General features: G+C 30.4%; 20 protein-coding genes. 16 read left to right on the top strand and 4 right to left on the bottom strand.

Features of this window, described 5'->3' with window-relative positions; genetic code table 11:
* Window positions 1-21: 21 nt before the first annotated feature.
* Complete coding sequence (locus tag ACFQ5N_RS08545) at window positions 22-2,439, bottom strand: zinc-dependent metalloprotease (RefSeq protein ID WP_386809081.1); 2,418 nt, start codon at window positions 2,437-2,439, stop codon at window positions 22-24.
* 165 nt (window positions 2,440-2,604) lie between these two features.
* Between ACFQ5N_RS08545 and prfB the strand changes: the two genes are divergently transcribed.
* The 5 genes from prfB to ACFQ5N_RS08520 all read left to right on the top strand — a co-directional run bounded on the left by prfB (window position 2,605) and on the right by ACFQ5N_RS08520 (window position 9,934).
* Window positions 2,605-3,711, top strand: a complete 1,107-nt coding sequence (prfB, locus tag ACFQ5N_RS08540; RefSeq protein ID WP_386809080.1) for a peptide chain release factor 2 — start codon at window positions 2,605-2,607, stop codon at window positions 3,709-3,711.
* Window positions 3,711-4,331 (top strand): HAD family hydrolase, encoded by a 621-nt coding sequence (locus tag ACFQ5N_RS08535; protein ID WP_386809079.1) that lies wholly within the window; start codon window positions 3,711-3,713, stop codon window positions 4,329-4,331. The genes prfB and ACFQ5N_RS08535 overlap by 1 nt, the downstream gene beginning before the upstream one ends.
* Before the next feature lie 154 nt (window positions 4,332-4,485).
* A complete protein-coding gene (locus tag ACFQ5N_RS08530) occupies window positions 4,486-6,876 on the top strand; it encodes a TonB-dependent receptor domain-containing protein (protein WP_386809078.1) in 2,391 nt (796 codons plus the stop codon).
* 42 nt (window positions 6,877-6,918) lie between these two features.
* Window positions 6,919-7,257 (top strand): arsenate reductase (glutaredoxin), encoded by a 339-nt coding sequence (gene arsC, locus ACFQ5N_RS08525; RefSeq protein WP_386809077.1) that lies wholly within the window; start codon window positions 6,919-6,921, stop codon window positions 7,255-7,257.
* A gap of 214 nt (window positions 7,258-7,471) precedes the next feature.
* Window positions 7,472-9,934 carry a TonB-dependent receptor domain-containing protein gene (locus ACFQ5N_RS08520; protein WP_386809076.1) on the top strand — a complete coding sequence of 821 codons (2,463 nt, stop codon included), beginning with the start codon at window positions 7,472-7,474 and terminating at the stop codon, window positions 9,932-9,934.
* A 54-nt stretch (window positions 9,935-9,988) separates the two neighbouring features.
* Here the strand turns inward: ACFQ5N_RS08520 and ACFQ5N_RS08515 are convergent, their stop codons facing one another.
* Window positions 9,989-10,153 carry a hypothetical protein gene (locus tag ACFQ5N_RS08515; protein WP_386809075.1) on the bottom strand — a complete coding sequence of 55 codons (165 nt, stop codon included), beginning with the start codon at window positions 10,151-10,153 and terminating at the stop codon, window positions 9,989-9,991.
* A gap of 359 nt (window positions 10,154-10,512) precedes the next feature.
* The gene (locus ACFQ5N_RS08510) at window positions 10,513-12,120 is read right to left on the bottom strand and encodes a fumarate hydratase (RefSeq protein ID WP_386809074.1); all 1,608 of its coding nucleotides are present in this window, start codon (window positions 12,118-12,120) and stop codon (window positions 10,513-10,515) included.
* A gap of 275 nt (window positions 12,121-12,395) precedes the next feature.
* On the opposite strand from ACFQ5N_RS08510, the gene ACFQ5N_RS08505 reads away from it, so the two are divergent.
* The 3 genes from ACFQ5N_RS08505 (at window position 12,396) to ACFQ5N_RS08495 (ending at window position 14,543) form a co-directional block, all read left to right on the top strand.
* The gene (locus ACFQ5N_RS08505; RefSeq protein ID WP_386809073.1) at window positions 12,396-13,229 is read left to right on the top strand and encodes a hypothetical protein; all 834 of its coding nucleotides are present in this window, start codon (window positions 12,396-12,398) and stop codon (window positions 13,227-13,229) included.
* A gap of 153 nt (window positions 13,230-13,382) precedes the next feature.
* On the top strand, window positions 13,383-14,207 hold the full coding sequence (locus ACFQ5N_RS08500) for an META domain-containing protein (protein ID WP_386809072.1): 825 nt from the start codon (window positions 13,383-13,385) through the stop codon (window positions 14,205-14,207).
* Window positions 14,208-14,351: 144 nt separating this feature from the next.
* Entirely contained in the window at window positions 14,352-14,543 is a 192-nt protein-coding gene (locus ACFQ5N_RS08495; RefSeq protein ID WP_386809071.1) for a cold-shock protein, read from the top strand.
* Between the two features lie 181 nt (window positions 14,544-14,724).
* Here ACFQ5N_RS08495 and ACFQ5N_RS08490 read toward each other — a convergent pair whose 3' ends face one another.
* Window positions 14,725-15,126 (bottom strand): HU family DNA-binding protein, encoded by a 402-nt coding sequence (locus ACFQ5N_RS08490; RefSeq protein WP_386809070.1) that lies wholly within the window; start codon window positions 15,124-15,126, stop codon window positions 14,725-14,727.
* A gap of 460 nt (window positions 15,127-15,586) precedes the next feature.
* On the opposite strand from ACFQ5N_RS08490, the gene ACFQ5N_RS08485 reads away from it, so the two are divergent.
* The 8 genes from ACFQ5N_RS08485 (at window position 15,587) to ACFQ5N_RS08450 (ending at window position 25,299) form a co-directional block, all read left to right on the top strand.
* Window positions 15,587-16,768 carry a tyrosine-type recombinase/integrase gene (locus ACFQ5N_RS08485; protein WP_386809069.1) on the top strand — a complete coding sequence of 394 codons (1,182 nt, stop codon included), beginning with the start codon at window positions 15,587-15,589 and terminating at the stop codon, window positions 16,766-16,768.
* A gap of 156 nt (window positions 16,769-16,924) precedes the next feature.
* A complete protein-coding gene (locus tag ACFQ5N_RS08480; protein ID WP_386809068.1) occupies window positions 16,925-18,961 on the top strand; it encodes an ATP-binding protein in 2,037 nt (678 codons plus the stop codon).
* Between the two features lie 289 nt (window positions 18,962-19,250).
* Window positions 19,251-19,556, top strand: coding sequence for a hypothetical protein (locus ACFQ5N_RS08475; RefSeq protein WP_089381948.1), 306 nt, complete (start codon window positions 19,251-19,253; stop codon window positions 19,554-19,556).
* 484 nt (window positions 19,557-20,040) lie between these two features.
* Window positions 20,041-20,451: a hypothetical protein gene (locus ACFQ5N_RS08470; RefSeq protein ID WP_386809067.1), complete on the top strand. Its 411-nt coding sequence runs from the start codon at window positions 20,041-20,043 to the stop codon at window positions 20,449-20,451.
* A 209-nt stretch (window positions 20,452-20,660) separates the two neighbouring features.
* Window positions 20,661-21,128 carry a hypothetical protein gene (locus tag ACFQ5N_RS08465; RefSeq protein WP_386809066.1) on the top strand — a complete coding sequence of 156 codons (468 nt, stop codon included), beginning with the start codon at window positions 20,661-20,663 and terminating at the stop codon, window positions 21,126-21,128.
* A 762-nt stretch (window positions 21,129-21,890) separates the two neighbouring features.
* Complete coding sequence (locus tag ACFQ5N_RS08460; protein ID WP_386809065.1) at window positions 21,891-22,625, top strand: hypothetical protein; 735 nt, start codon at window positions 21,891-21,893, stop codon at window positions 22,623-22,625.
* Window positions 22,626-22,791: 166 nt separating this feature from the next.
* Window positions 22,792-23,664, top strand: coding sequence for a hypothetical protein (locus tag ACFQ5N_RS08455; protein WP_386809064.1), 873 nt, complete (start codon window positions 22,792-22,794; stop codon window positions 23,662-23,664).
* A 159-nt stretch (window positions 23,665-23,823) separates the two neighbouring features.
* Window positions 23,824-25,299, top strand: a complete 1,476-nt coding sequence (locus tag ACFQ5N_RS08450) for a caspase family protein (protein WP_386809063.1) — start codon at window positions 23,824-23,826, stop codon at window positions 25,297-25,299.
* Window positions 25,300-25,353 lie beyond the last annotated feature (54 nt).

The raw sequence follows: 25,353 nt of genomic DNA, 5'->3' as shown, positions 1-25,353 counted from the left end.
AAAAATGTATTTAAAATTTGATTAATAATGGCCAAAATTACAACTTCCACTTCCTATTGGTGAACCGTCTGGTATTTTAGGAGCATCTTGTTTTTTGTAGCTAACTGGGTTTTTCATAAAACTATCAATCATTTCAATATAACCGGCTGCATATAAGGCATTCTTATCAGTTGTTTTATTTGAAAGTGAAGATTTTAATTCATTTAATTTTAATTTGATTATTGCTTTTACTTGAAACGAAGTTATGTTGGCACTATACAATTCAAAAATATTTTGAAGAATTGTTTGATTTATATTTTGCTGAACCTCAACACCATACGCATCTTTATTCTTTTTTTCAAATGTATTTTCAAACAACTCATCAATCATTTCATCAAATCCTAAGTTATTTTTAAATAACGCTTTCTGTTGAATCATTCTATTAGCTCTCTCTGCATTAAATAAATATTGAACTACCAACTCTGCTCCTGTTGAAGCAGCGTTTAAAGCATCAAATGCCACACCTGTATTTGATTTAAATGATTCTCTATTTCTATTATAACCAAAAGATCTTGGCGGGAATAATGAAACAATAGCTTCAGGAATTTTTAGCGTTTCAACACTTATAGATTTTAACAAACTTTGAAAAGCTTCTTTTTCTAAGTCAGCAGCAACCGGTTTAACAATTGTTTGCCCATCGCCTTTTACAGCATATGAATAATCTAAACCACCAATTAATTTTGCGGTAGCTTCCACTTGGTATCTATGAAAAAAATACAACGGAACAAACACATCTTCTAATTTAGAATAAGGCTCGTTATCTTTAATATTTTGTACTGAAAAATTTTGAATTCCGGTTTTTCTCACCTCTAAAACTCTTTCTAACTCTTCAGCAGGATTGTTACCATTGTCCCATAAATGAGCATACAAATGAGCACCTCCTTTGGCACGTGCATCCTTATCTGAAATAAACTTAAAACCTTCTTTTATAGCGTCTTGAAGTATCTTATCTAAAGCTTCTTTCTCATTCGTATTATTTGGAAAATCTTGATACGTATAAGCAACCGTTACTTTATCCCAATCACCTATTCCAGTATCATAAGCATTGGAAACATCAATGTTTCCATTTTTTAACGCAATATATGGATGTGGGTAATCCATTACAGAAGATCTGTTATTAAAACTTGCCGCAAAGTTATGTGCAAATCCAAGTGTATGACCAATTTCGTGCGCTGCCAATTGTCTAATTCTTGCTAACGACATTTGTAACAAAGGGTTTTCAGCACCCGTTTTATTAGATGCGCCTAACAAAGCTTGTGCAATTAAATAATCTTGTCTTACTCTTAACGAACCTAAACTAACGTGTCCTTTTAATATTTCACCAGTTCTAGGGTCAACAATACTTGCCCCATACGACCAACCACGGGTAGATCTATGCACCCATTGTACAACATTATAACGAATATCTAAAGGATCAGCTCCTTCAGGTAATAGTTTAAACTGAAACGCGTTTTTATAACCCGCAGCCTCAAAAGCTTGATTCCACCAACTTCCACCCTCTAATAAGGCTGATTTAATTGGTTCTGGTGCGCCTCTATCTAAATAATATATAATTGGTGCTACTGGTTCACTTAATTTAGCATCAGGGTTTTTCTTTTTTAATCTATGTTTAATAATGTATTTCTTTTCAATTGCAGCCTCAATAGGTGTTGCATAATCTAAAAATGAAAAATTAATTGCACCTGACCTAGGGTCAAATTCTCTCATTTCAAAATTATCATCTGGCAATTCAATAAATGAGTGATGTTGCCTAACAGTTACTAAGGAAGCATTTGGAGAAACCGACCTTATTTCTCTTCCTTTTGCTTCGCCTTTAAATGTTAGTATGGCTTCAAACTCACTGTTTTTAGGAAAAGACTTTGTTCTTTCCATATAAAAAGCACTTTTGCTAGCATCTAACTTATAACTTCCTTGTTTTGTTCTTTTCAATTTTGATGAAACACCGTGCGCATCTCTAATAAAAAATTTGGAGGCATCTACTAAATAGCTTTCTCCTTTTGTTTCTATAATATTAAAACCAAATAAAACAGATGTTGCAAAAGCTTCATTTACAGATTTTTTTTCTTCTTCATTCTCAGAAATCGCTCTATAATATTGATTTGGCTGAATTAATAATAACTTATTTCCTGTTTTAATAAACTTAACAACGGCTCTTTTACCAAGTTGCCCTCTATCTAAACCAATATCATTTGAACCAACACCGGCAGCCAACGCGTTTACATATAAAAACTCTTGCTCTAAATTAGCAACTTCAATAAAAATTTTATCAGTGCTCTCATCATAATAAAAGTTAAAAAAGCCTTTAAAAGACTGCATTTTAGACGTTTTCTCAAATGTTTGAGCAATAAAATGTTGACTAAAAATAAATAGTAACAAACATAGGGTTATTTTGTTTTTCATAATAGATTGTTTAAAAAGATGATAAATTTAAAATTTATTTTAACAAAAGACAGGAATTAACTAATTTTTATCAATAAAACACAGCTATTTCATAATTAAACTCAATTAATAATAATTGTGTTTATTTCATATGAAAAGTTATTTTTGTAATTCTTAACACTACACATGGTTTCAAACGAACAATTACAGAAATTAGAACAACGCATTGGCAAGTTAAAAACTTACCTTGATATTGATAGAAAGATAATTGAAATTGCAAATGAGGAAGAAAAAACTGCCAATCCAGATTTTTGGAACAATCCTAAAGAAGCTGAATTGATTATGAAGGAGCTTCGATCTCAAAAAAAATGGGTGGAAGATTACACTACTGTTGCCACAAATTTTGATGATATTTCAATTCTATTTGATTTTTATGCCGAAGGAGAAGCTTCAGAAGAAGAAGTTGAAAAACTCTATAACACTACTGTCACATTATTAGAAGCCTTAGAATTTAAAAACATGCTTTCTGATGAAGGTGATAGTTTAAGTGCTGTGTTGCAAATTACTGCAGGCGCAGGTGGTACAGAAAGCTGTGATTGGGCTGAAATGTTAATGCGTATGTACTTAATGTGGAGTGAAAAACAAGGTTTTAAAGTAAAAGAATTAAACTTTCAAGCGGGTGATGTTGTTGGTATTAAAACCGTTACCATTGAAATTGAAGGTGAATTTGCTTTTGGATATTTAAAAGGAGAAAATGGTGTACACAGGTTGGTACGTATTTCGCCATTTGATAGCAATGCCAAGCGCCATACTAGTTTTGCCTCTGTATATGTGTATCCTTTGGTTGATGACAGTATTGAAATTACCATCAATCCGGCTGATATTGAAATTGTAACTTCACGTTCAAGCGGTGCAGGTGGACAAAATGTAAATAAAGTAGAAACCAAAGTACAGTTAAAGCACAAACCTACAGGCATTCAAATTTCGTGTTCAGAAACACGCTCACAGCATGAAAATAGAGACCGAGCTATGCAAATGCTAAAATCTCAATTGTACGAAATTGAATTGAGCAAACAATTAGAAGCTAGAGAAGACATTGAATCTGGTAAGATGAAAATTGATTTTGGATCACAAATTAGAAATTATGTTATGCATCCTTATAAATTGGTGAAAGATGTGCGTACAGCTTACGAAACTGGAAATGTTGATGCGGTTATGAATGGTGATATTGACGCCTTTTTAAAAGCCTATTTAATGCAACAAGGACAAAACGAATCTTCAAACGAATTGTAATGAAACAGCAAATTGATACTATTATTTTTGATTTAGGAGGTGTATTGGTAGATTGGAATCCAACATATTTATACCAACAAATTTTTAAAGATAACCCTGAAAAAATGGCATGGTTTTTAAACAATGTGTGCACGCCTGAATGGAACTTAGCCCACGATGCCGGACAAAAAATAGCTGATGGTGAAGCACAAAAAATAGCTGAATTTCCTGAATATGAAACTGAAATTAGAGCCTTTTATACAGATTGGGAACATATGTTTAAAGGTACACTTGAAAAAAATGTTGCGTTATTTAAACATTTTAAAGCTTCAAAAGATTATCGCGTATTTGCGCTAACTAATTGGAGCGCAGAGAAATGGGACAAAGCCATAGAATTATTTCCTTTTTTCAACGATTTTGATGGCGTAGTAGTCTCTGGTCAAGAAAAATGTAGAAAGCCTTCTGAAAAAATATTTCAAATTATTTTTGAAAGATTTCAAATTACTCCTGAAAAAGCAGTTTTTATTGATGATAATAAAGAAAATATTGAAGCTTCCAACCAATTAAAACTCAACGGAATTCATTTTCAAAATCACGAACAATTACTGCAAGATTTAAAGGATCTCAACATTAAACTTTAAACGTAGTAACACCAAAAAATCAACAAAAGGTGTTTTTTTTAATCTAAACAGCAATTATTTAACAATAATTTGTATTTTCGTGCAAAATAAATTGTATTGTATTTACACATATGTAAGTACAAATTGTTATGAATAGCTAGTGAAGATTTTTTGAATGCGAAAACTCTTTTTTTTATACACCCTACTATTACCCCTTGTTTTATTTAGTCAAAATAATTCAACAAGTTCAGCGACCATTTCAGGTAAAATAATTGATGCTACCTCAAAAAAACCTATTGAGTATGCTACCATTATATTTAAATCTATAGATTCAGGCACCATAAAATATGGCGGTATTAGCAATCAAAAAGGTCATTTTTCTATAGATATTACAAGTGGTTTTTACCAAACTTATATTGAATTTGTTTCGTATAAAACCAAAAAACTAGCCATATCTGAATTTAAACACGATTTAAACTTAGGCACTATTGCCTTAGAACTTGACACCAAAACACTTGAAGAAATTGAAATTCAAGGCACAAAAAAAGCGGTTACTGTAAAAGCAAACAAACTCGTTTTTAATGTTCATAAAGATGTGGCTGCTGAAAGTAAAATGACCACAGATGTGTTAAACAACATTCCTTCTGTTACGGTTGATCCTAATGGTGCTATTCGTTTAAATGGAATGGCAAACCCTACAGTGCTTATAAATGGTAAAGTAACAGCATTGTCTAAAGCTGATGCCTTAAAAACATTGCCTGCTAGTTCTATTGAAAAAGTTGAAGTTATATCAAACCCGGGAGCTAGTTACCAAGCTACCTCTACAGGAATTATAAATATTCTATTAAAAAAAGGAAAAGAAGAAGGTTTTCATAGTTCAGCAACCTTATCTGGTGGTTATAAAAATTATTATGGCGCCTTGGTAAACTTAAACTACAACACCAATACAACAAGCATTTATTTTTACCCTAGTTTTATTCATAAAAACGACATCAAAAACGCGCTAACAACCACCACGTACCTTACACAAGGAGATCCTTATTCCGTTATTGATAGAACCAGTGATTTTAATGCTACAAAAAATGATTTTAGCGGAATTTTAGGCGCAGATTTTAACCTATCAAAAAAATCTACCCTTTCTACAGTACTTAATTACACTTCAATTAATGCTAATAATTGCACCCAAACAACAGCAATATTACTTGATGCTACAGAAACTGAAACCGGTTCAAACGATAGACTTCATGAAGGGTTGTTTAACAATACTATTTTTGAAGCTACCGTGAGTTTTGATCATTATTTTAAAAGCGAAGCACAAAAACTTTCTGCCTATTTTAGCTATTCAAATGATGATGAAATGTATGATTTTGACATTCTAAACTCAAATCCAACATTTACCAATGAAAGTTATATTGAAGATAATTATATTGAAAATTATAGAACTGAAATTAAATATGCCGCACCCATTACTGAAGATTCAAATTTTGTAACCGGTTATTACGGTGAATTTGGAACAATTCCGTTTAGCTACAAAAGCGAAGCTTATTCAGAAAATATGGAGTATACGGAAAATATTCATGCCTTTTTTGCTGAATATGAACATATTATTGGCGATTTTTATGCTGGTATTAGTTTAAGAGCTGAGTTTTCAACGGTTACCGTTGATTTTGAAACAGAAGCAGCAACAAACAAAACCACCTATAACAATTTGTTTCCTGCCGTTTATTTAGATTATATGTTTAATGATGATGAGAGTATAACGCTTTCTTACACTAAAAAAATTGGAAGACCTTCTTACACTCAATTACAACCGTACGAACAAAAATATACTGAAACTTGGTCTTTTGTTGGGAACATTTATTTAGCGCCAGTATTTTACCATTTAACTCGTTTATCTTATACACTTAGCAAACCTAAATTTACCCTTGCTCCTTCTCTATTTTTTAACCGTTACAATAATTATTGGCAACGTGTAACCTATGAAACAGGGCAGCAAATTGAAAACATTGACAAATTAATTACAACTCCTGAAAATGTTGGGTATGTAAACAATTACGGAATAGATTTAACAGCTATTTACACACCAAATAAGTGGTTAAGTTTTACAGCATACGCGCATCTTCATATTTTTGACCAACATGGTGTTTTTGAAACTATTAATAGTGCTGGAGATGCCATTCATTTAGATTATACAAGTCGTAATTTTGGAGGATCACAAAGCTTAGTAACCAAAATTAAAATTCCGAAGGTGTTTGATTTTCAAACAACCATAAATCATGAATTGCTTTCACAAAGTAATTTTTCAAAACGCAAAGCATTTACCTACGCTAGCATATCAGCAAACAGAGATTTTTGGGACAATGCAGCTTCTATAAGCCTTACTTCAAATGATGTTTTTAATAGTTTTAAAACAGCCCGCGATCGTTTTGATGCACATTATTACGCTGAAGGACTTGTAACCAACGTGTTTCCTACTTTTATACTTTCATTTACCTATCGTTTCAACCAACACAAACACAACCGAAACTTGAACTACAACAAAAAAGATATCAAGCCTGAATTTTAATACATACCGTAAAATTGTTTATTTTTGAAAAAAAGAATATCCATGAAAATATATCATAATCCACGTTGCAGTAAAAGTCGTCAAGGCTTAGAAATTTTACAAAACTCGAACCTTGAATTTGAAATTATAAAATATTTAGACACTCCAATTACTGAATCTGAATTAACAGAGATTATCCAATTATTAAACATTCCACCATTAAAGTTGGTACGAAAAAACGAAGCTATTTGGAAAGAAAACTTCAAAGGAAAAGAGCTTACTGATAAAGAAATTATTTTAGCAATGGTTGCCAATCCAAAACTTATTGAAAGACCAATAGTTGTGAATAATGGAAAAGCTGTTATTGGAAGACCTCCAGAAAATATTAAAACAATCTTGTAAATTTTAGGGATTTTTTAACAATTAACAACAAGTATCCTATCAATTCATTTTGATAGGATTTTTTGTGAACACCCTTTGAAAATCAACACATTATTCTATTTTAAAGTAAAACTACTTACCCACACTACAAAAATTACGCTTATATGCGTTAACACTGATTAACACTGTTTCTCTTAAATTCAATATATCTTTGTTTCACAAAAAAAACAGAAACATGCATTTAAAAAAATTAGGAATTTTTATCTTTTGTATTGCCGCATTTTTTCAAACTTTTGCACAACAAAAAGGCTCAAAAAATGCTTCCGTAAAATTTACTGGTAAAGTAATTGATTTTGATACTAAAGAACCTTTAGAATACGCTACGGTAGTATTAAAACCATTAAATGGAACTCAAATAACAGGAGGAATTACAGACAGCAAAGGACTTTTTAACATAGACCTAAAAGCAGGAAACTATGACGTATCAATTGAATATATTTCATTTAAAACCTATCAACTAAAAAACGTAGCCATTGTAAAATCTAAAGATTTGGGCGTAATAGAGTTAGCTTTAGATGCGCAAGCTTTAGATGAAGTTGAAATTATTGCTGAAAAAAGTACTGTTGAAATTCGTTTAGATAAAAAAATATACAATGTTGGTAAAGATATGACCGTAAAAGGTGGAAGTGCCTCTGATGTATTAGACAATGTACCCTCTGTAACTGTTGATGTTGAAGGAAATATAAGTTTAAGAGGAAACGACAATGTTCAAATATTAATTAATGGAAAACCATCAGGAATGATTGGTTTAAGCGGTGCTGATGCCTTACAACAATTACCTGCAGATGCTATTCAAAAAGTAGAAGTAATTACAAGTCCGTCTGCACGTTATGATGCTGAAGGTACATCGGGGATTTTAAACATTGTATTGCGAAAAGGAAAAGCACAAGGTTTTAATGGTTCTGTTACTGCAACCACAGGAATTCCAGACAATTACGGAGGGTCTGCAAACTTAAATTACCGTACTAAAAAATTCAACTTCTTTACAAATACAGGCTACAGTTATACTGAATATCCAGGAGATTCTTACAACTACGCTACCTATTTTGATTCTGATAATGAAGTTATAGGATACAGAAATGAGGAAGCAGATTATGACCGTTCAAGAAATAGATTTAACACAAATATGGGTGTTGAATATTATATTACCGACCAAAGTTCAATTACGGGTACCTTTTTTTACAGAGATTCAAAAGGTGCAAATTATAGCGTAAATACAACAAACGAATTTGACCCAAGTGAGGTATTAACACAAACAAGTATTCGTACAAATGATGAAGATGAAAAAGGAAAAAATATAGAATACTCTCTTAACTTTACACATAATTTTAAAACTGATGGGCACAAATTAACGGTGGATGTGCAACACAGTAGCGACACAGATAACGAGGCTGCTGCAGTTTCAGATTTTACTACATATCCGTCACTTATAGATAATAACCCTGAAAAAAACGCTACAAATGATGCTTCAACCGATTTTTTAGTACAAAGTGATTATGTACTTCCTTTAGGAAAAAACGCACAATTTGAGGCTGGTTTTAAAATGGTATTAAATGACTTAACATCAGATTATATTGTTGAAGATTTTAATCCTGATTCTGGTGAATTTGAAAATAACACTGATTTTTCTAACACCTTAGAATTTTCGCAAGACATTTATTCATATTATACACAATACGGTACAAAATTTAACAATGTTTCTGTACTGTTAGGTTTACGTGCTGAAACTACTGATAGAACCATATTTTTAGTGCAAACTGAAGAATACAATCAAAAGAAATGGACAGAACTTTTCCCTACAGTAAATGTTGGAATAGAATTTAACGATATGGAAAGTTTAACCATTGGTTTTAACAGAAGACTAAGAAGACCAAGATCTCGCTTTTTAAATCCGTTTGAATCAAGAACTAGTGAAACTTTTATACGAAAAGGAAATATAAACTTAGATCCTACTTATACTAGTGCTTTTGATGTTGGCTATTTAAAACGTTGGAATAAATTTACATTAAACTCATCTGTATACTACCAACATTCAACAAATAATATTGAATATGTACAAACCGAAGAAACAAGAGAAATAAACGGAGAGCCAACATTGATAATTGTTACAATGCCTATTAATTTAAGCTCTCAAGACAGGTATGGTTTTGAGTTTACTGCAAATTACAATCCGTTTAAATGGTGGAAATTAAATACCAGTTTTAATTTTTACAGAGCCATTACTGAAGGTGATTATGACGATGTAAATTATGATGCTGATAACAGAAGTTGGTTTACACGTATTAATTCTACTGTACGTTTACCTGGTAATATTGATTGGCAAACCCGTGCAATGTACAGAGGGCCCTCAGAAAGTGCGCAAACAAAAAGAGAAGGAATGTTAAATATTGATTTAGCGTTTAGCAAAGATATTTTAAATGAAAATGCTACTATTTCATTTAACGTAAGTGATTTATTAAATTCAAGATTACGTAAATCAAATACAACGACTGAAACTACGTATACTGATTCTTCCTTTAGATTTAGACCTCGTAGTTTCCGATTAAATTTCACCTATAGATTCAATCAGAAAAAGAAACGTGAACGCCAGCGCCAACAAGGCTTTGATGGTGGTGAAGAAGAAATGTTTAAAGCATAGCACAAAAAAAAGCGTCTCCAAAGAGACGCTTTTTTTTATACTATATAGTGCTATTTATTTTTTGGCTACTTTATTTTGTTTTCTATGTTTCCAAGCTTCCATTGCTGATCCAAACAACCAATAAGGAATTACAAATGTTAATAGAAAAATCATTAACCAAAATCCCATGGTGAATATTGTTAAGAATACTAAAAATCCTGAAAATTGAGATAAATCCATAATTTGTAAATGTTTGTTTTAAATTTTAAACAAAATTAGTATTTATTTTTAATTAATCATAACTACTTTTTATTTTTTTTAGATGATATTTCTCATTTAAATATTAAAAATAAAAGTGCAACGCTATAATCAAAAGTTCAGCAACACAATGGTTACTATTTTAGACCAAAAAAGAGATTGTTTAAAAGTAACATTTTAATCAACCTGTAATTCGACTCCACTCAGTAACCGGTTATTGAGCGCAGTCGAAATAAAGGTTCTCCTAATAATTAATCATTACATCCATACATCCTGAATCAACACTTCAACAAGCTTTGTGTGACCTATTCAGAACGACGAATTTTAATGTTTTTTAAAACCTATTTAAATTCAGCAAAGAAATCGTTCCCTTTATCATCAACTAATAAAAATGCAGGGAAATCTTCAATTCTAATTTTACGAACTGCTTCCATTCCTAACTCTGGGAAATCAACTACTTCAACAGATTTGATAGAGTTTTTTGCTAAAATTGCTGCAGGACCACCAATAGACCCTAAATAAAAACCACCATTTGCTTTACAAGCTTCAGTTACTTGTAAAGATCTGTTTCCTTTTGCAACCATTACCATACTTCCGCCAGCCTGTTGAAATTCATTCACATACGGATCCATACGTCCGGCTGTTGTAGGTCCAAAACTACCTGACGCCATTCCTGTAGGAGTTTTAGCAGGACCTGCATAATAAATTGGATGATCTTTAAAGTACTGAGGCATTTCTTCTCCTTTGGCTAACATTTCACTAATTTTAGCGTGTGCCATATCACGTGCAACAATTAAAGTTCCTCTTAAACTAAAACGTGTTTTAACCGGATATTTAGACAATTCAGCACGTATTTTTTCCATAGGCTGATCTAAATCTAACTCAATAGCTCCTTTTAAATGTGGTGCTTCTTTTGGTAAAAATTGTTTTGGGTCTTTTTCTAATTGCTCTAGAAAAATTCCTTCTTCGGTAATTTTTCCTTTCACATTTCTATCTGCACTACAGCTTACTCCTAATCCTACAGGACAAGATGCTGCGTGACGTGGTAAACGAATTACACGTACATCATGCACAAAATATTTTCCACCAAACTGTGCTCCTACACCACTTTCTTGACAAATTTTGGTGATTTTTTCTTCCCATTCAAGGTCTCTAAAAGCTTGACCACCATCATTTCCTTCTGTTGGTAAATGATCTAAATACCCTGCTGATGCTTTTTTAACAGTTGCTAGGTTTACTTCAGCTGAAGTACCACCAACCACAAATGCTAAATGATATGGAGGGCACGCTGCTGTACCTAAATCCATAATATGTTGTTTTACAAAGTTGGTTAAGTTTTCTTCTGTTAACAACGATTTTGTCATTTGATACAAATATGTTTTGTTTGCAGAACCACCACCCTTTGTTATAAATAAAAACTCGTAACTATTTCCTGTAGCTGCGTAAATATCTATTTGAGCTGGAAGATTGTTTCCTGAATTTTTCTCTTTTAACATTGTTTGCGGAACAATTTGAGAAAAACGTAAATTATCACTTTCATAAGTGTTGTATACACCTTTTGAAATATATGCAGCATCATCTACACCTGTAAATACATTTTCACCCTTTTTACCAACACAAATAGCTGTTCCAGTATCTTGACACGTAGGCAACTCTCCTGCAGCCGCCACCATTTGATTTAGCAACATTGTATATGCTACAAAACGATCATTGTCTGTAGCTTCAGGATCTTTAAGAATACTTTCTAATTTTTGTAAATGTGCAGCGCGTAAATAAAAAGAAACGTCATGATAGGCTTCTTGCGAAAGTAATTCTAACCCTTCAGGTGCTACTTTTAAAATTTTTCGACCGTCAAATTCTACTACAGAAACATGCTCTTTTGTTAATAAACGATACTTTGTAGTGTCCTTTGTGATAGGAAAAGGCTTTTGGTATTTAAATTCAGACATCTTATATATTTTTTTTTGATAAATCAATTTTTACTCTCGCAAATATACGATGACAGATGAAAATATAACCTAGAAATAAGGTTTATTTATCCGTTTATTTTGAAAAAACACCCATTTAATTGTGTTAATTAAACGTTTGTAATAAAAGTAAACCTTGTATTTAAAACAAACATTAAACTTTAATAAAAGCTATTTATTTAGTTGAACTAATTATTTGTAAGTTGCGTTTAATCATGTAATTTAGAGTATTCAATAATAACCACATTCAATTTTACATGAAAAATATAATTGTTTTATTTTTTTTAATAGGTATTGCTTTTCCATTTCATTTTTACGGTCAAGAAAGTACCACAGAAAAACACCCAATTCTTACAAGCAAATTTCAATTGGGAATTGGTGTATTTATTCCTACCCAAAAAGTTAAATTTGGTGTAAATGCTTCTTCAGAAAATAATGAAATAAATTTTGGTGAAACTTTTGACTTTAACAACAACAATGCTAGACCTAATACATTTTTTGATTGGCGTTTTGCAAAAAAATGGAAACTTTCAACTGAATATTTTAACGCAAGTTATAGCAGACAAAAAGAATTAGAGGAAGATATTGTTGCAGGTGATTATACCTTTGGAAAAGGTAGCGAAGTAAAAATTGGATATAAAATAGATTTGTTTCGTTTGTTAGTTGGAACATTAATTTCTACAGGACAACAACATGAATTAGGTGCTGGTTTAGGTGCCCACGTATTAAACATAGGACCTTATATTGAAGGAAATGCTATTGTTAACAATAATGATAATGAATTTCGTACAGCCTCGGTTTCAGCTACAGCACCGCTTCCAAACCTTGCAATATGGTATTATTATGCACCTACTAAAAAATGGGCTTTTACCGCTAGATTGGATTGGTTTGGATTAACCTATGGTGATTACTCTGGTTCCTTATGGGATATTTCGCCAAGTGTGCGCTACCAAATTATTAAAAACTTGGCAGTTTCTATTGATTATAGGTTTTTTAAGTTGAATGCCAATGTAAATAAAGATGTTTGGAACGGAAGTTTTGACTTGTCATTTAGTGGGCCTACAATAACACTTATTGGGAATTTGAAATAAATTTATTGATCTATTTGTTTTCAACCGCCTTATTTTACAGGTATTTAACCTTTTAAACAGCACAAAACATTTTACTTACCACTTAAAACTTAGCATAAAACTAGTTTTGCAAAGTAGATTGTATTAAATTTATATTTCTTAAAAAATACACTTATGAAATTAAATAGTACACTGGTATGCATTATTTTATGTTTACTTACTGCCTGCTCTCAAAAGTCTCAAAAAATGAAACCTACTGCTCAAGAAAATTTGCAAGACACTACCATTCACAAAACAACCTATACACAACAAAAACTTATAACAATGCAGCAAGACGGTATTGATTTTTATGCTGCAGGTGAAAATGATGCTTGGATTTTAACCATGGATTTTGACAACGAATTTTATTTTAAAACCACCAATGGTATTGCGTATAAAGCTCCTGCAGTTATACCTATTTTAGCGCAAGATCATCCTGTAAAACGCTATAGAACTGTTACTGAAGAAGGAGAATTAATTGTACAAATTATACCTTCAGCTTGTGTAAATGAAACAACCAAATTAGAAAGTAACTATACGGTTCGTATAAATTATAAGGCCGCATCAGCAAAAGACTACACCAATTTTAATGCTTGTGGAAACTATATACCTGATTATAGATTGCATGATATTTGGGCAATTGTACAAGTTGATAGTTTAAAAATAGATCCAACTGATTTTCGTAAAAATAAGCCCGTTGTTGAAATTGACATGACAGCTAAACGTATTATGGGTGCAGATGGATGCAATACATTTAGAGGGTCTTTTTATAATGAAGGTAACCGTTTGTTTGTTGGGCCTTTGGCTAGTACTATGATGGCTTGTATTAAAAACGAAGCAATAACACAAAAAATAAATAGCATTTTAAGTTTAAAAAACCTTGAATATACGCTTCAAAATAATGAACTTCAGCTCTATACAAATAATAAGAAACGAATGACCTTAAAACATATTGATTAATGCTATTTTTTATACATTGTTTGCGTAATACACACAATTATTAATGTTATTATAACATTTAGTTTAAATTTAGACAATTAATTCTTATGGTTTTATATTAAAAAAAGTTATATTTGTGACTTATATAATTTAACAATAAATAACATGAGTAAAGGAACAGTAAAATTCTTCAACGAAACTAAAGGTTTTGGATTTATTAAAGAAGAAGGTTCAGGAAGCGAACATTTTGTACACATTTCTGGTTTAATCGATGAAATTCGTGAAGGTGACGAAGTGGAATTCGAATTACAAGAAGGTAGAAAAGGAATGAATGCCGTAAACGTAAAAGTAATTTAAGTATATATTTTATTTTTAATGTACAAGCCTGTCATTTATTGTGATAGGCTTTTTTTTGTGCCATAATTTTAAAAAAAAGGTAATAGCCCTTTTTTTGATAACACAACGTACAACCACATTTGCAATTGTTGCATAGCTTGTTTTATTAATAAGTTGTTTTACTAAGCTAACAAAGGCCTTTTTAGGTACTTCTGCTTCCTTCTTTATATACGGTAATCGCTTTTTTTAAACGATGTTTAAAGGAACTAGAAGGTTGATAGTTTAAATGAAATTTTTTAATACTACGTTTGGGTGATAATTCTTTGGCGGTATTTGCTGCGGTGCTTTTAAAACCAATTTTAAATTTACCAACATCTCCTAAATCTACTATTTTCCCCTCTTCTAAATGTTGTTGTAATTTTATTCCCAATGCGGTGGTTACTCCTACTACATCAACTATACTTAAAGTACACTCATTGCTAATTTCTTCACAAATTCGTTTTAAATCTACAGTACCGGTATTTACCGCTTGCATAATAAATTGTTCTTTCTTTTCAGAAGCTATGGTATTGGTTCTTTTTGTAATTCTGTATCGTATGGCCATTTTCACTAATTTTTTACTAAAAATAATCATTTATAATAAAACGTACTGTAATTTTTTGTAACTTTTTATTAACGTTATACACACATATTTTACAGTATTTTTCTTCCTTTTGTAAATTATGTACATTTTTCTAAAAATTTATCTACAATATTTGTAAAATTATTGTACATTTTTAACAAGCTATTTGTACTAGTTTCACAAAAAACTCCCTGCACTTATACAAAACTTTCCCGCAAGTTTGATGCAAATCTCGCTATTGTTTGTCGCAATTTAAGCGCTTGGTATATCAATTTTTGTAATTAAATTATGTGATGCAATTACTTTTAAAGTAGTTTGTACACATATTTTATAAAATTTAATTAAAAAATACACCTTCACTTTGTACTTATAGCCTTCAAAATCAATAATTTTAGTGCTTCTATTTTTGTGTTTGTTTGCAAATTTGTATTTTTGATTTGCTATGAAAAAACAAACCACTACACCTACACTATTATTAAAAAAAGTTGAACATAGAAATGAAGTACAGCTTTTAGTTTTATTTGATTTTAATTTTGCTATTAAAGAAAATATTAAAGCAATAGGCAACTATAAATGGAGCAAAACACTACGCGGATGGTATACCGGTTTTACTTCAGCAAGTATTTCAACCTTAAAAGCTGCAATACAACAAGATGTAACGTTTATTTTAGATGCATCTGTATATGAAACTGTTTTGCTAAAAACACCAAAAAAACCACGAAACATTTCAGAAGAAAACAAAAATGTATTGCGCCTGTATGTAAAATATTTAAAAGGAAAGCGCTATAGTGAAAGTACTGTAAAAACCTATTTTACTTTATTAGCAGACTTTATTGATTATATTAAAGATAAGCCTTTACAAACACTCTCAAACAAAGATGTTGAATTGTTTATTGAAGATGTTTTTATACCACGAAATTTAAGTGTAAGTACCCAACGACAATTAATTAGCGCCATAAAGTTATTTAAAGCTTTTTATCCGGAATGCGCTATTGATGAAGTGCGACTTACAAGACCAAGAAAGGACAAAATTTTACCAACAGTATTGTCTAAAGAAGAAGTAATTGATTTGTTACGCTGTACAAAAAACTTAAAACACAGAGCTGTTTTATCTATGATCTATTCTGCAGGGTTACGCATTAGCGAGCTTTTAAATTTAGAACTAAAACATATTGATATTGATAGGCGGCAAATTATTGTAAAAAATGCCAAAGGAAGAAAAGATAGGCATATTATTTTAGCTGAAAGTTTTATTCCGTTAATGGTAAATTACATCACCAGTTATGTTCCAAAAACATATTTTGTTGAAGGCGCTGTTGAAGGTAAAAAATACTCGGCTGAAAGCATTCGAAGTTTTTTAAAAACAGCTTGTAAATTAGCTAAAATTACAAAAAAAGTAACACCACATACATTGCGTCATAGTTATGCCACTCACCTATTAGAAAACGGTATAGATTTAAGATACATTCAGGAATTGTTAGGGCACGCCAAACCTGAAACTACTATGATTTACACGCACGTTAGCAAAAAAGACCTACTTCAAATTAAGAGCCCGTTAGATATGGCTTTAAAAAGTTTAACCAATGAAATGCCCACTATTAATAGGCTATCTGAAAATTATTAAAAGTAGATTTTGCCTTTTTACTCACAAAAAACACAAGGTTTAACACACAACAAATCAAAAGATTAGCAAACTTTAAATATTAAAAATAATAGATGATAACTACAAATATGTAAAAATGTTTGTTAAATTTGTGGCACCTAAAACCCCACATTTTTAATGAAAAGTAAATTGATCTTCTTATTTTTATTCATTGTTAGTACAACGAGTAAATTATACCCTCAATTTGAAGTTACTTTTAGCAATAATTACCCTCCATTTAACTTTACTAATGAAAAGCAAGAATTAGTAGGCTTTAACGTAGATATTTTAAATGCTATTAATGATTTGTATGACACTACAGATATACAAATAAGTTCAGGTAATTGGGCAGCCATTAATACAGCATTAAAAAATGGTAAAACCAACGCTATAGGTGGTGCGCATTACCCTGGTAGTATTGATGAAAATTATATTTATACACGTTCTACTATAAACACATCACATTGTTTCTTTTACAATACAAAGTATATCTCAAATTTTTCATTAGAAAAGTTTAGAACTACTAAAAGCCCATTGGTAGCTATGTGGAAAAATGATGTGTTGGTACATTATGTTTTATCCTTAAATCCTTCAGCAAAATTCATTTATATTAAAAATTACGAAGAATTGATTGAAGCTATTGATAACGATGCTATTACTTGTTTATTTGGGCAAAGAATTGGTGGGTTGTATTTTGCCAATAAGTTAAAAAAAGACTATATAAAAACACTAGATCATCGTATTTTAGAACGAAATATGGGTTTTAAAGTTTCTAAAAACAGTCCTGAACTAGCCCAAATACTTAACAATGGTTTAGAAGTAATTTTAGCCAATGGCACGTATGAAAAAATTTATAACAAATGGTTTTCAAACTATGAAAAACAACATTTTAATTGGAAAGATTACATAAAATATATTTTTATTATCACTGCTTTATTTTTAGCTCTTTTAATAATTAATTGGATTTTACGAACCAAGGTGCGCAATAAGACTAAAGATTTGAGGCGTCAAATTGAGGTAAATGCTGATATAATGCAGGAGTTAGAAATTCAAAAATTTAAAGCTGAAGAAAGTGACCGAATGAAATCGGCCTTTTTAGCCAATATGAGTCATGAAATACGCACACCAATGAATGGTATTTTAGGCTTTACAGAATTGTTGAAAAACGCAGATTACTCTACAGAAAAAAGAACCAAGTTTATTGATATTATTCAAAAAAGCGGTAACAGAATGTTGAATACTATTAACAATATTGTTGATATTTCTAAATTAGATTCGGGGTTAGAAGTTGTTCAAATTAAACAGGTAGCAATTGAAACTATGGTTACTGAACTTGTAGATTTTTTTAACCAGGAAGCTACCGAAAAAGGATTGTATTTAACGTTAGATGCTCCAGTTACTGGTTCATCTACTCCATTTTATTGTGATCCTTATAAACTAAATTCTATTTTAACCAACTTATTAAAAAATGCTTTAAAATTTACTTTAAATGGTGGAATTGAACTAAAGTATCGTTACTCAAAAAACGGAGTTGAATTTTGGATAGCAGATACCGGAATAGGTATTCCTATAGATAAACAAGCAACCATTTTTAATGAATTTGTACAAGCAGACTCATCGCACTCAAGTGGTTATGAAGGTTCAGGTTTAGGCTTATCTATTTCAAAAGGCTATGTACAATTATTGAGCGGAAAAATTAATTTAACATCAGCACCAACCAAAGGCACAACTTTTTATGTTTTTATACCAAATGCTTCTAAAAAAGAAATAGTTACCAAACCTAAAGCACCACAAATTACAAAACCTAAAGCTTTACCACATTACCATATTATTATTGCTGAAGATGATAGCACTACCTATTATTTTTTAAAAGAAATATTAAAAGATGTTTCAAAAAGTATACATTATGCAAAAAACGGAAATGAAGTGGTTGAATTGGCTAAAAAATATCCAGCTACAGATGTTATTTTAATGGATATAAAAATGCCTTATTTAAACGGTTTTGAAGCCACTAAAATAATTAGAACGTTTAATAAAGATGTTTATATAATTGGTCATACTGCATTTGCGCAAGAAAGTTATAAACAAAAATTATTGGCTGTAGGCTGCAACAGTTATATTTCTAAACCTATAAATAGAGAAAAGCTACTTAATTTATTAAAAAACATTAAATAGAAGCATTTTAAATAGACTTGTATTGTTTAATTTTTACTTAAACGTTAGCTTAATTGCACAAAACATTTTAAATTAGATCAAAAATTAATAACCAAGTTATTTTAATTGATAAAATAAAGAAAACATACGTTTATCCGGAAATTTAGAATGATAAAACGTTAATTTCACTTGGATATAACAANGAACCGACAAACATTCAACAAACGATTTGCTACCACCGAAAAATCTACGATTTCCCAGTCGCACAAATCATATAAAAACTCGTTACCAAAAATAGCTCGAAAGAAAAATGATAAATAAAATTGGAATTTATACTGCAATTATTTCTTTTGTTTTAGGCTCAATATTTTTCTTGAGTTTCTTCTATACTGATTATAGATACCAATTAATGATACCAGGAATGTTTTTTGTAATTATTGCAGCAATTGTAAATGCTGGAATATTATTAGGATTAATAAATAAATTTATCAAAGAAAAAGAGAATAGAAATAAGAATTTAATTAGTGCTGGAATTATACTTTTAAATATACCGATAGCAATAATCTATTTTCACTTTGTAATGATAGAATATATGAAAAATACTGTTGCATTTTAATAGTTTGATTCCTGAGTTTACAAAGTTTTAATATTCGAAACTGAGAAAATATAAAATGAGAATAATTGAGTTCACTTCTACTCTCTATCGATTTTAGAGTTAAAACGGGAAACTCATTGAAACGGAGGAGTTTTAAAATGAGAACTGATTTGAGCATTTAATCGGAGAAATTAAAATTGAATCGGAGAAAAAATTGCAAAACGCTAAAACAAGTAAAAAGATAAATTTATAATTAAAGAAATGATTTGATTGAGTTCAAACAAAAATAAAACTAGAATGATAAATATCGGAAAATACTAAAGTTCAATTATAAGCAGAACGTGTCGCTAAAATTTGGTAACAATGTATAAAATTTATGCTTAAATTTGATTTAGTAAAACCGACAAAGATTCTAACAAACGATTTGCTACAACCGAAAAATCTCCGATTTTTCATTCGCACAAATCTTAATACTAAACCGTTAGCGGTCATTACGAAAAAAAATATGGACAAACCAGAATTCAGATGTACAACGAAAAAAGCATTAGATGAATTAGCTACAGAGTTAAACCTAAAAGAAAGAATTCCAAATTGGGACTCAATGGCTGGGTATTCATATACACCAGGCAATCCAGAGGATATTCAACAATATTTGGATTATTATGTCATTCTAACAAATGAGGATAAAAAATTCACTCTCATGGAAATGATTTTAGACGCAATTGCTGAACAACCTAATCAAACTGAATTTGTCAATTACTGGGATAAAGTGGAACCAATCTTAATTGAAGACTATTTAATTCATGAATTCACAATTCATTATTGGAAAAACATGACAGTGGAATTTGAGAGGAGTAACATAATGACACCGTTAATTCAAAAAATAATATCTCAAAAGAGACAGAGAAGAAATTAATTAAAGGGAGTATCGATAAACATTAAAAATTGAGGAGAGATAATCGAAAAGAAAACGTCCGCTAACAACTCATAAAATTTATGCTTAAATTTGATTTAAACTAAAACGACAAACATTCAACAAACGATTTGCTTCGTCCGAAAAATCTCTGATTTTCCAGCCGCACAAATCTTATAAAAAACCGTTGTGTGTCATTTTAGGAAAAATCTATGAAACAATTTATTGAAGTCTACGATGACAAAAAACAAACACAAAAAGAATATATACCAGTCTATTTGTTATTCGCATTCTTAATTGGATTTATGATTTACGGAATGATGCAAAAAGGACAATATAAAGAAATCTATTTAAGCACTCAATTTAATGGGATTGTGACAGATATTTATGAGGAAAGAGGAGACACTTACCTTAAAATTTCTAATAGAGCCCAAAGATTAAGAATTAATAATAGCCGAAATTATGATTATGAAAATGTATCATTATTTAGTTTTTTAAAGGATAATGATTCAGTATATAAAAAAAAATGTTCCGATACACTTTTTATCAAACGAGATGGAATGATATTTCATTTTATTATTGAGAATACATCATACAATGACAAGAATAGGGATAAAGAACATAAAGATTATTGGAATTCGAAAAGGCAGATAATAAATGAAAAGAATGATTGTAAATAAAAAACGTCACACAACAACTGGTATATTTTATTGTTTGGTTCTAGCACACTTACGAAAATCCTATCGGATTTTCTTGGTCAGTAATTATTTACTAAATTTATAGCTAAATCACTCAACAAAACATACCAAAACCCGTTGCCAAATATGGCGGAATTATCTCCGACAATTCCAATTTTGAGTTTTATGAGTTTAAAAAAGTTAAACTGTCTGAGACACGAGCCGAAAAAAATATTGAGTTGAAAAAGTGAACACAACTTCTACTCCAGTTAGAAAAAATTGAAACTGCTTCTACTCTATTGAAAATTATTAAAAGCCGTTAGATTTGAGCAACGAATTGAAAAATGAAAAATTGAACCGTAAACTCGGCGGAGCCAAATAATTTTAGCTCAATAGTGGAATTATGAGTTGAAACGGAGAAAGTCGAGTAAAACCGAGAAAATGAGCATTGATTCCGAGAAAACTCATTGAAACGGAAAAGTAAAATGATAAATTTAAACTAGAAAGATAAATTCAAGGTTTTAGCAATTATTACGGATTTGAGAATTGAATCGGTTAGAATTATTACTAAAAAAATTAATAAGAACTCAAAACCACTTTATACAACAATGCATAACCAAAATTGTTTCTTTCTACTAAATAGAATGTTTCTTAATTCTAATTTTATTAGTTTTATAAAACGAAAAATTGTAAAACAAAAACACAACTTTAGTTATTCTAAACCGTTGTAAGCAATACTGCACGAGTAATAACAAATAAAAATATATGGAAATTTTTCAAAAAATATTTTTAGGATTCGTCATTCTCTATGTTCTACCAGTTGGATTAGTCTTAATTAAAAAGATTAGCAAGAGAACAAGATATTTTATTATAAGTATACCCGTTTTTACAACGCTTCTATTTTTTGGATTTCTTTTAATAGAAATTAGAGAAGAAAAAGAGTTGGATAAAAAATATCCACAGATAAATAACTTGACTTTTGAGGAGAGGCCTGAAAATGTGAGAGATTCAATATTGGTATTACAAGACTTTATGATTAAAATATCCAAAGGGTGGAAAGATAATGAAATGAGTTACGAAATAAGAAAGTATCGTGATTTTCACAATTATTTCACTTTAAATCGTTATTGGTTAGGGAAGTTTGAGGATTTAGTTCATGATTCTGTTTTTAGAAACTTGCAAATCCCTGAGTCTAAAAAAGCAGACTGGATAAATAATATTAGCGAAGACATAGTACCATTTGATACATTGACCCAAAGTGAAGCAAGCAGATTTATTAACCTGATAAAGTATCTAGATTCGAATAAACTTAATAGCGCATTCTTACATAGAGGTAGGATAGGCTTGCAATATAATGATTCTTTAAGAATTTGGAAAGGGACTGATTTTAGGTCAATAACAATAGATACATTAGGCTTTTCTAATTCTCATGACTATGAAATACTGGATGAAAAAGGCGGAATATACTTGATAAAATATAATGACTACTACACATACTGATGTATGCACTGCTTACAACAACTGGTATATTTTATTGTTTGGTTCTAGCACACTTACGAAAATCCTACAGGGAATTTCTAGGTCAGTAATTATTTACTAAATTTAGTGCTTAAACACTCAACAAAACATACCACAAACCGTTAGCCACAAGCGGATTAAAAAATTGATGAAAATTGAAAAAGATATGAATAATGAACAACTAACCATACGATTTGGCGGAGATGGAAATATTAAAATTGAAACTCTAACCGAATTTTTAGACAATTACAAAATATTATTATATCAGATAAATCAAGAATTTGGTTATAGTCCTGACGATTTAATAATCGAAGTTTCTCCTCCAGAAAATGGGAGTTTCAAAATAAAACTTTCTCCAAAATATAAAGATTTATTAGTGACTTCTTTGACAACATTAGTTGTCTCTACTTTGTCTGGATTAATTATTTATCACGCAACAAAAGAGGAGGAAAACAGTTCTATCGAGGAAGTTAAAACTCTGTTAGAAAAACACCAAATTAAAGACCCGAAAGTCAATCAATACGTTTACAATATTTATCAAAATACAGGAACACAACAGAAAATAAATCAAACTTTTGTTGTTGTTAACAATGATTCTAATATTTCTGGATTAAAAATCGAGCGAGATAATGAGGAAATAATAAATGTAAATCAAAATGAGATTTCAGAGCTTCTTCAAAAAACCAAAATAATTGAAACAGATGAAATTCCAGAAACTGACATTGTTAGTGATGAGCAAATTTTGATTATTAAAACAATTCACTTTGAGGGAAAAGGAAAATGGGCATTTATTTTTAGAGGTTATCCAATAAAAGCAATTATAAAAGACACTAAATTCCTAGAAAGATTAAGTGAAGAACCTTTTATGAAAGGAGATAGTTTAAAAGTGATTTTATCTCGTAAGAGAACTTTCGATGATGAATTACAAACATATATTATTGACCAAAATAGTTATGCAATTGAAAATGTACTTTTACATAAGTCAAAACCTAAAAACAATCAGAAAAAATTAGATATGTAGTGCCAGTGGCTAACAACTTATAAAATTTATGCTTAATTTTAAACTAAATAACGAACCGACAAACATTCAACAAACGATTTGTTACGTCCGAAAAATCTCTGATTTTCCAAACGCACAAATCTTATAAAAAACCGTTGGCGGTAATTTGAACGAACACCTATGAATGCATTAGCTTTAGTAATTGGAAACGCAGAATATTCTTTAGATAAGGACAAACTAGTTAATGCTGTTAATGACGCACAAGATGTATCTCAAAAGCTTTTAAACCTAGGATTTATAGTAAACGAATCAATCAATTGTAACAGAGAAACTTTTGACAGAGATATTAGGAAATTCGGAAACGATTTAACAAAATATGATATTGGAGTTTTTTACTTCTCTGGACACGGATTGCAAATTGAAGGAATAAATTATTTAACCTCAATCGATACTAATTTTGAAGATGATATTTCGGCAAAAAATACATCTTTTCCTTTAAGTGAAATTATTGAATATATGCAAAGAGCAAAATCAATAATAAACATTTTGATTCTTGACGCTTGTAGAGACAATCCTCTTCCTAGTCAATATCGTGGAATAAATAGCCAAGGTCTTGCACCAATTTATGCACCAAAAGGAACCATAATAGCATTTTCAACTTCACCTGGAGAGAAAGCAATGGATTATGGAGCTGGAAGAAATAGTATTTACACAGGTGCATTTTTAAATCATATAGATGATGTTAATATTCCGATTGAAGACTTTTTTAAGAGAGTAAGAACATCAGTTTACACGTTGTCTAAAGGCAAACAAACAAGTTGGGAACACACATCTTTAATTGGTAACTTTTGTTTTAATTCAGGACAATTAGTTCATTCTACTAATTTGCCTTATAAAGAGGAACATATTGCAGATGAAAACTTTCTATCAACTGGAACAGATATAGATGAAATAATTATAGGTTTAAAATCTCGTGATTGGTATAAACAAGAACCTGCGATAAAAAAGCTATCAAGAATTGATTTAAAAACTATTGATTCAAGTACATTATTCATTCTTGGAAGAAATATTTTGCAAACTGCAATTGGTGGAGAATTTTCTGCTAATTCAATAATTAAAAATTTAAACACTTGGCTTCAGAGTACTATTATCGATGGAGAAAATCATATTCTTAATGGAATATTATTTGAAATTTACTTTAACTCTAAAGGTCATTTTAGACAAGAAGACTTTAAATGTGAATTAATAGATGAGATTTTCCAACTTCAGGGCAATAAACAATTTGAGAATTCATTTGAATTTATTAACAAACAACTACAGCCATTTAACGAATTCTTATTTTATATTCCATCAATACCAAATATGACGTTGGCAATTGAAATCCAATTTGAATTAGTGACTTGGAAGGTTTTTGAAACTGAAATGACAGCCTATAAACTTGTATCAGTAAAACAACACGACATAGAATATTTGGAAAGTTTCAAGAGCGAACTTGATTATAATCCCATCCAAATCAATTATCAACAATTTATTGAAACTTTACAAAAAGAATTATGCGTTCCGATTAATCATTTACGATTAAGTATGAATATAAAAGAAGAAGATTTAACACGAATTCAAGTACCGTGGAATTTTGATTTGAAAAAGAAAAAATAAAAACTACCGCCAACAATGTATATAAAACATAGCTATTATAGGCTTTCCGAAAGG

Source organism: Lutibacter holmesii (assembly GCF_042679665.1).
Classification (GTDB): Bacteria; Bacteroidota; Bacteroidia; order Flavobacteriales; family Flavobacteriaceae; genus Lutibacter; species Lutibacter holmesii.
Note: the sequence above shows the minus strand (reverse complement) of the source record. Positions and strands in the feature narration are given on the sequence as shown.

Coding starts and splice junctions, on each gene's coding strand:
- ACFQ5N_RS08480 (WP_386809068.1), top strand. CDS start 16,925: ATGAAAAGTAAATTGATCTTCTTATTTTTATTCATTGTTAGTACAACG.
- ACFQ5N_RS08495 (WP_386809071.1), top strand. CDS start 14,352: ATGAGTAAAGGAACAGTAAAATTCTTCAACGAAACTAAAGGTTTTGGA.
- ACFQ5N_RS08475 (WP_089381948.1), top strand. CDS start 19,251: ATGATAAATAAAATTGGAATTTATACTGCAATTATTTCTTTTGTTTTA.
- ACFQ5N_RS08500 (WP_386809072.1), top strand. CDS start 13,383: ATGAAATTAAATAGTACACTGGTATGCATTATTTTATGTTTACTTACT.
- ACFQ5N_RS08455 (WP_386809064.1), top strand. CDS start 22,792: ATGAAAATTGAAAAAGATATGAATAATGAACAACTAACCATACGATTT.
- ACFQ5N_RS08535 (WP_386809079.1), top strand. CDS start 3,711: ATGAAACAGCAAATTGATACTATTATTTTTGATTTAGGAGGTGTATTG.
- ACFQ5N_RS08530 (WP_386809078.1), top strand. CDS start 4,486: ATGCGAAAACTCTTTTTTTTATACACCCTACTATTACCCCTTGTTTTA.
- arsC (WP_386809077.1), top strand. CDS start 6,919: ATGAAAATATATCATAATCCACGTTGCAGTAAAAGTCGTCAAGGCTTA.
- ACFQ5N_RS08490 (WP_386809070.1), bottom strand. CDS start 15,126: ATGGCCATACGATACAGAATTACAAAAAGAACCAATACCATAGCTTCT.
- ACFQ5N_RS08465 (WP_386809066.1), top strand. CDS start 20,661: ATGAAACAATTTATTGAAGTCTACGATGACAAAAAACAAACACAAAAA.
- ACFQ5N_RS08450 (WP_386809063.1), top strand. CDS start 23,824: ATGAATGCATTAGCTTTAGTAATTGGAAACGCAGAATATTCTTTAGAT.
- ACFQ5N_RS08515 (WP_386809075.1), bottom strand. CDS start 10,153: ATGGATTTATCTCAATTTTCAGGATTTTTAGTATTCTTAACAATATTC.
- ACFQ5N_RS08505 (WP_386809073.1), top strand. CDS start 12,396: ATGAAAAATATAATTGTTTTATTTTTTTTAATAGGTATTGCTTTTCCA.
- ACFQ5N_RS08545 (WP_386809081.1), bottom strand. CDS start 2,439: ATGAAAAACAAAATAACCCTATGTTTGTTACTATTTATTTTTAGTCAA.
- ACFQ5N_RS08470 (WP_386809067.1), top strand. CDS start 20,041: ATGGACAAACCAGAATTCAGATGTACAACGAAAAAAGCATTAGATGAA.
- ACFQ5N_RS08520 (WP_386809076.1), top strand. CDS start 7,472: ATGCATTTAAAAAAATTAGGAATTTTTATCTTTTGTATTGCCGCATTT.
- ACFQ5N_RS08460 (WP_386809065.1), top strand. CDS start 21,891: ATGGAAATTTTTCAAAAAATATTTTTAGGATTCGTCATTCTCTATGTT.
- ACFQ5N_RS08485 (WP_386809069.1), top strand. CDS start 15,587: ATGAAAAAACAAACCACTACACCTACACTATTATTAAAAAAAGTTGAA.
- prfB (WP_386809080.1), top strand. CDS start 2,605: ATGGTTTCAAACGAACAATTACAGAAATTAGAACAACGCATTGGCAAG.
- ACFQ5N_RS08510 (WP_386809074.1), bottom strand. CDS start 12,120: ATGTCTGAATTTAAATACCAAAAGCCTTTTCCTATCACAAAGGACACT.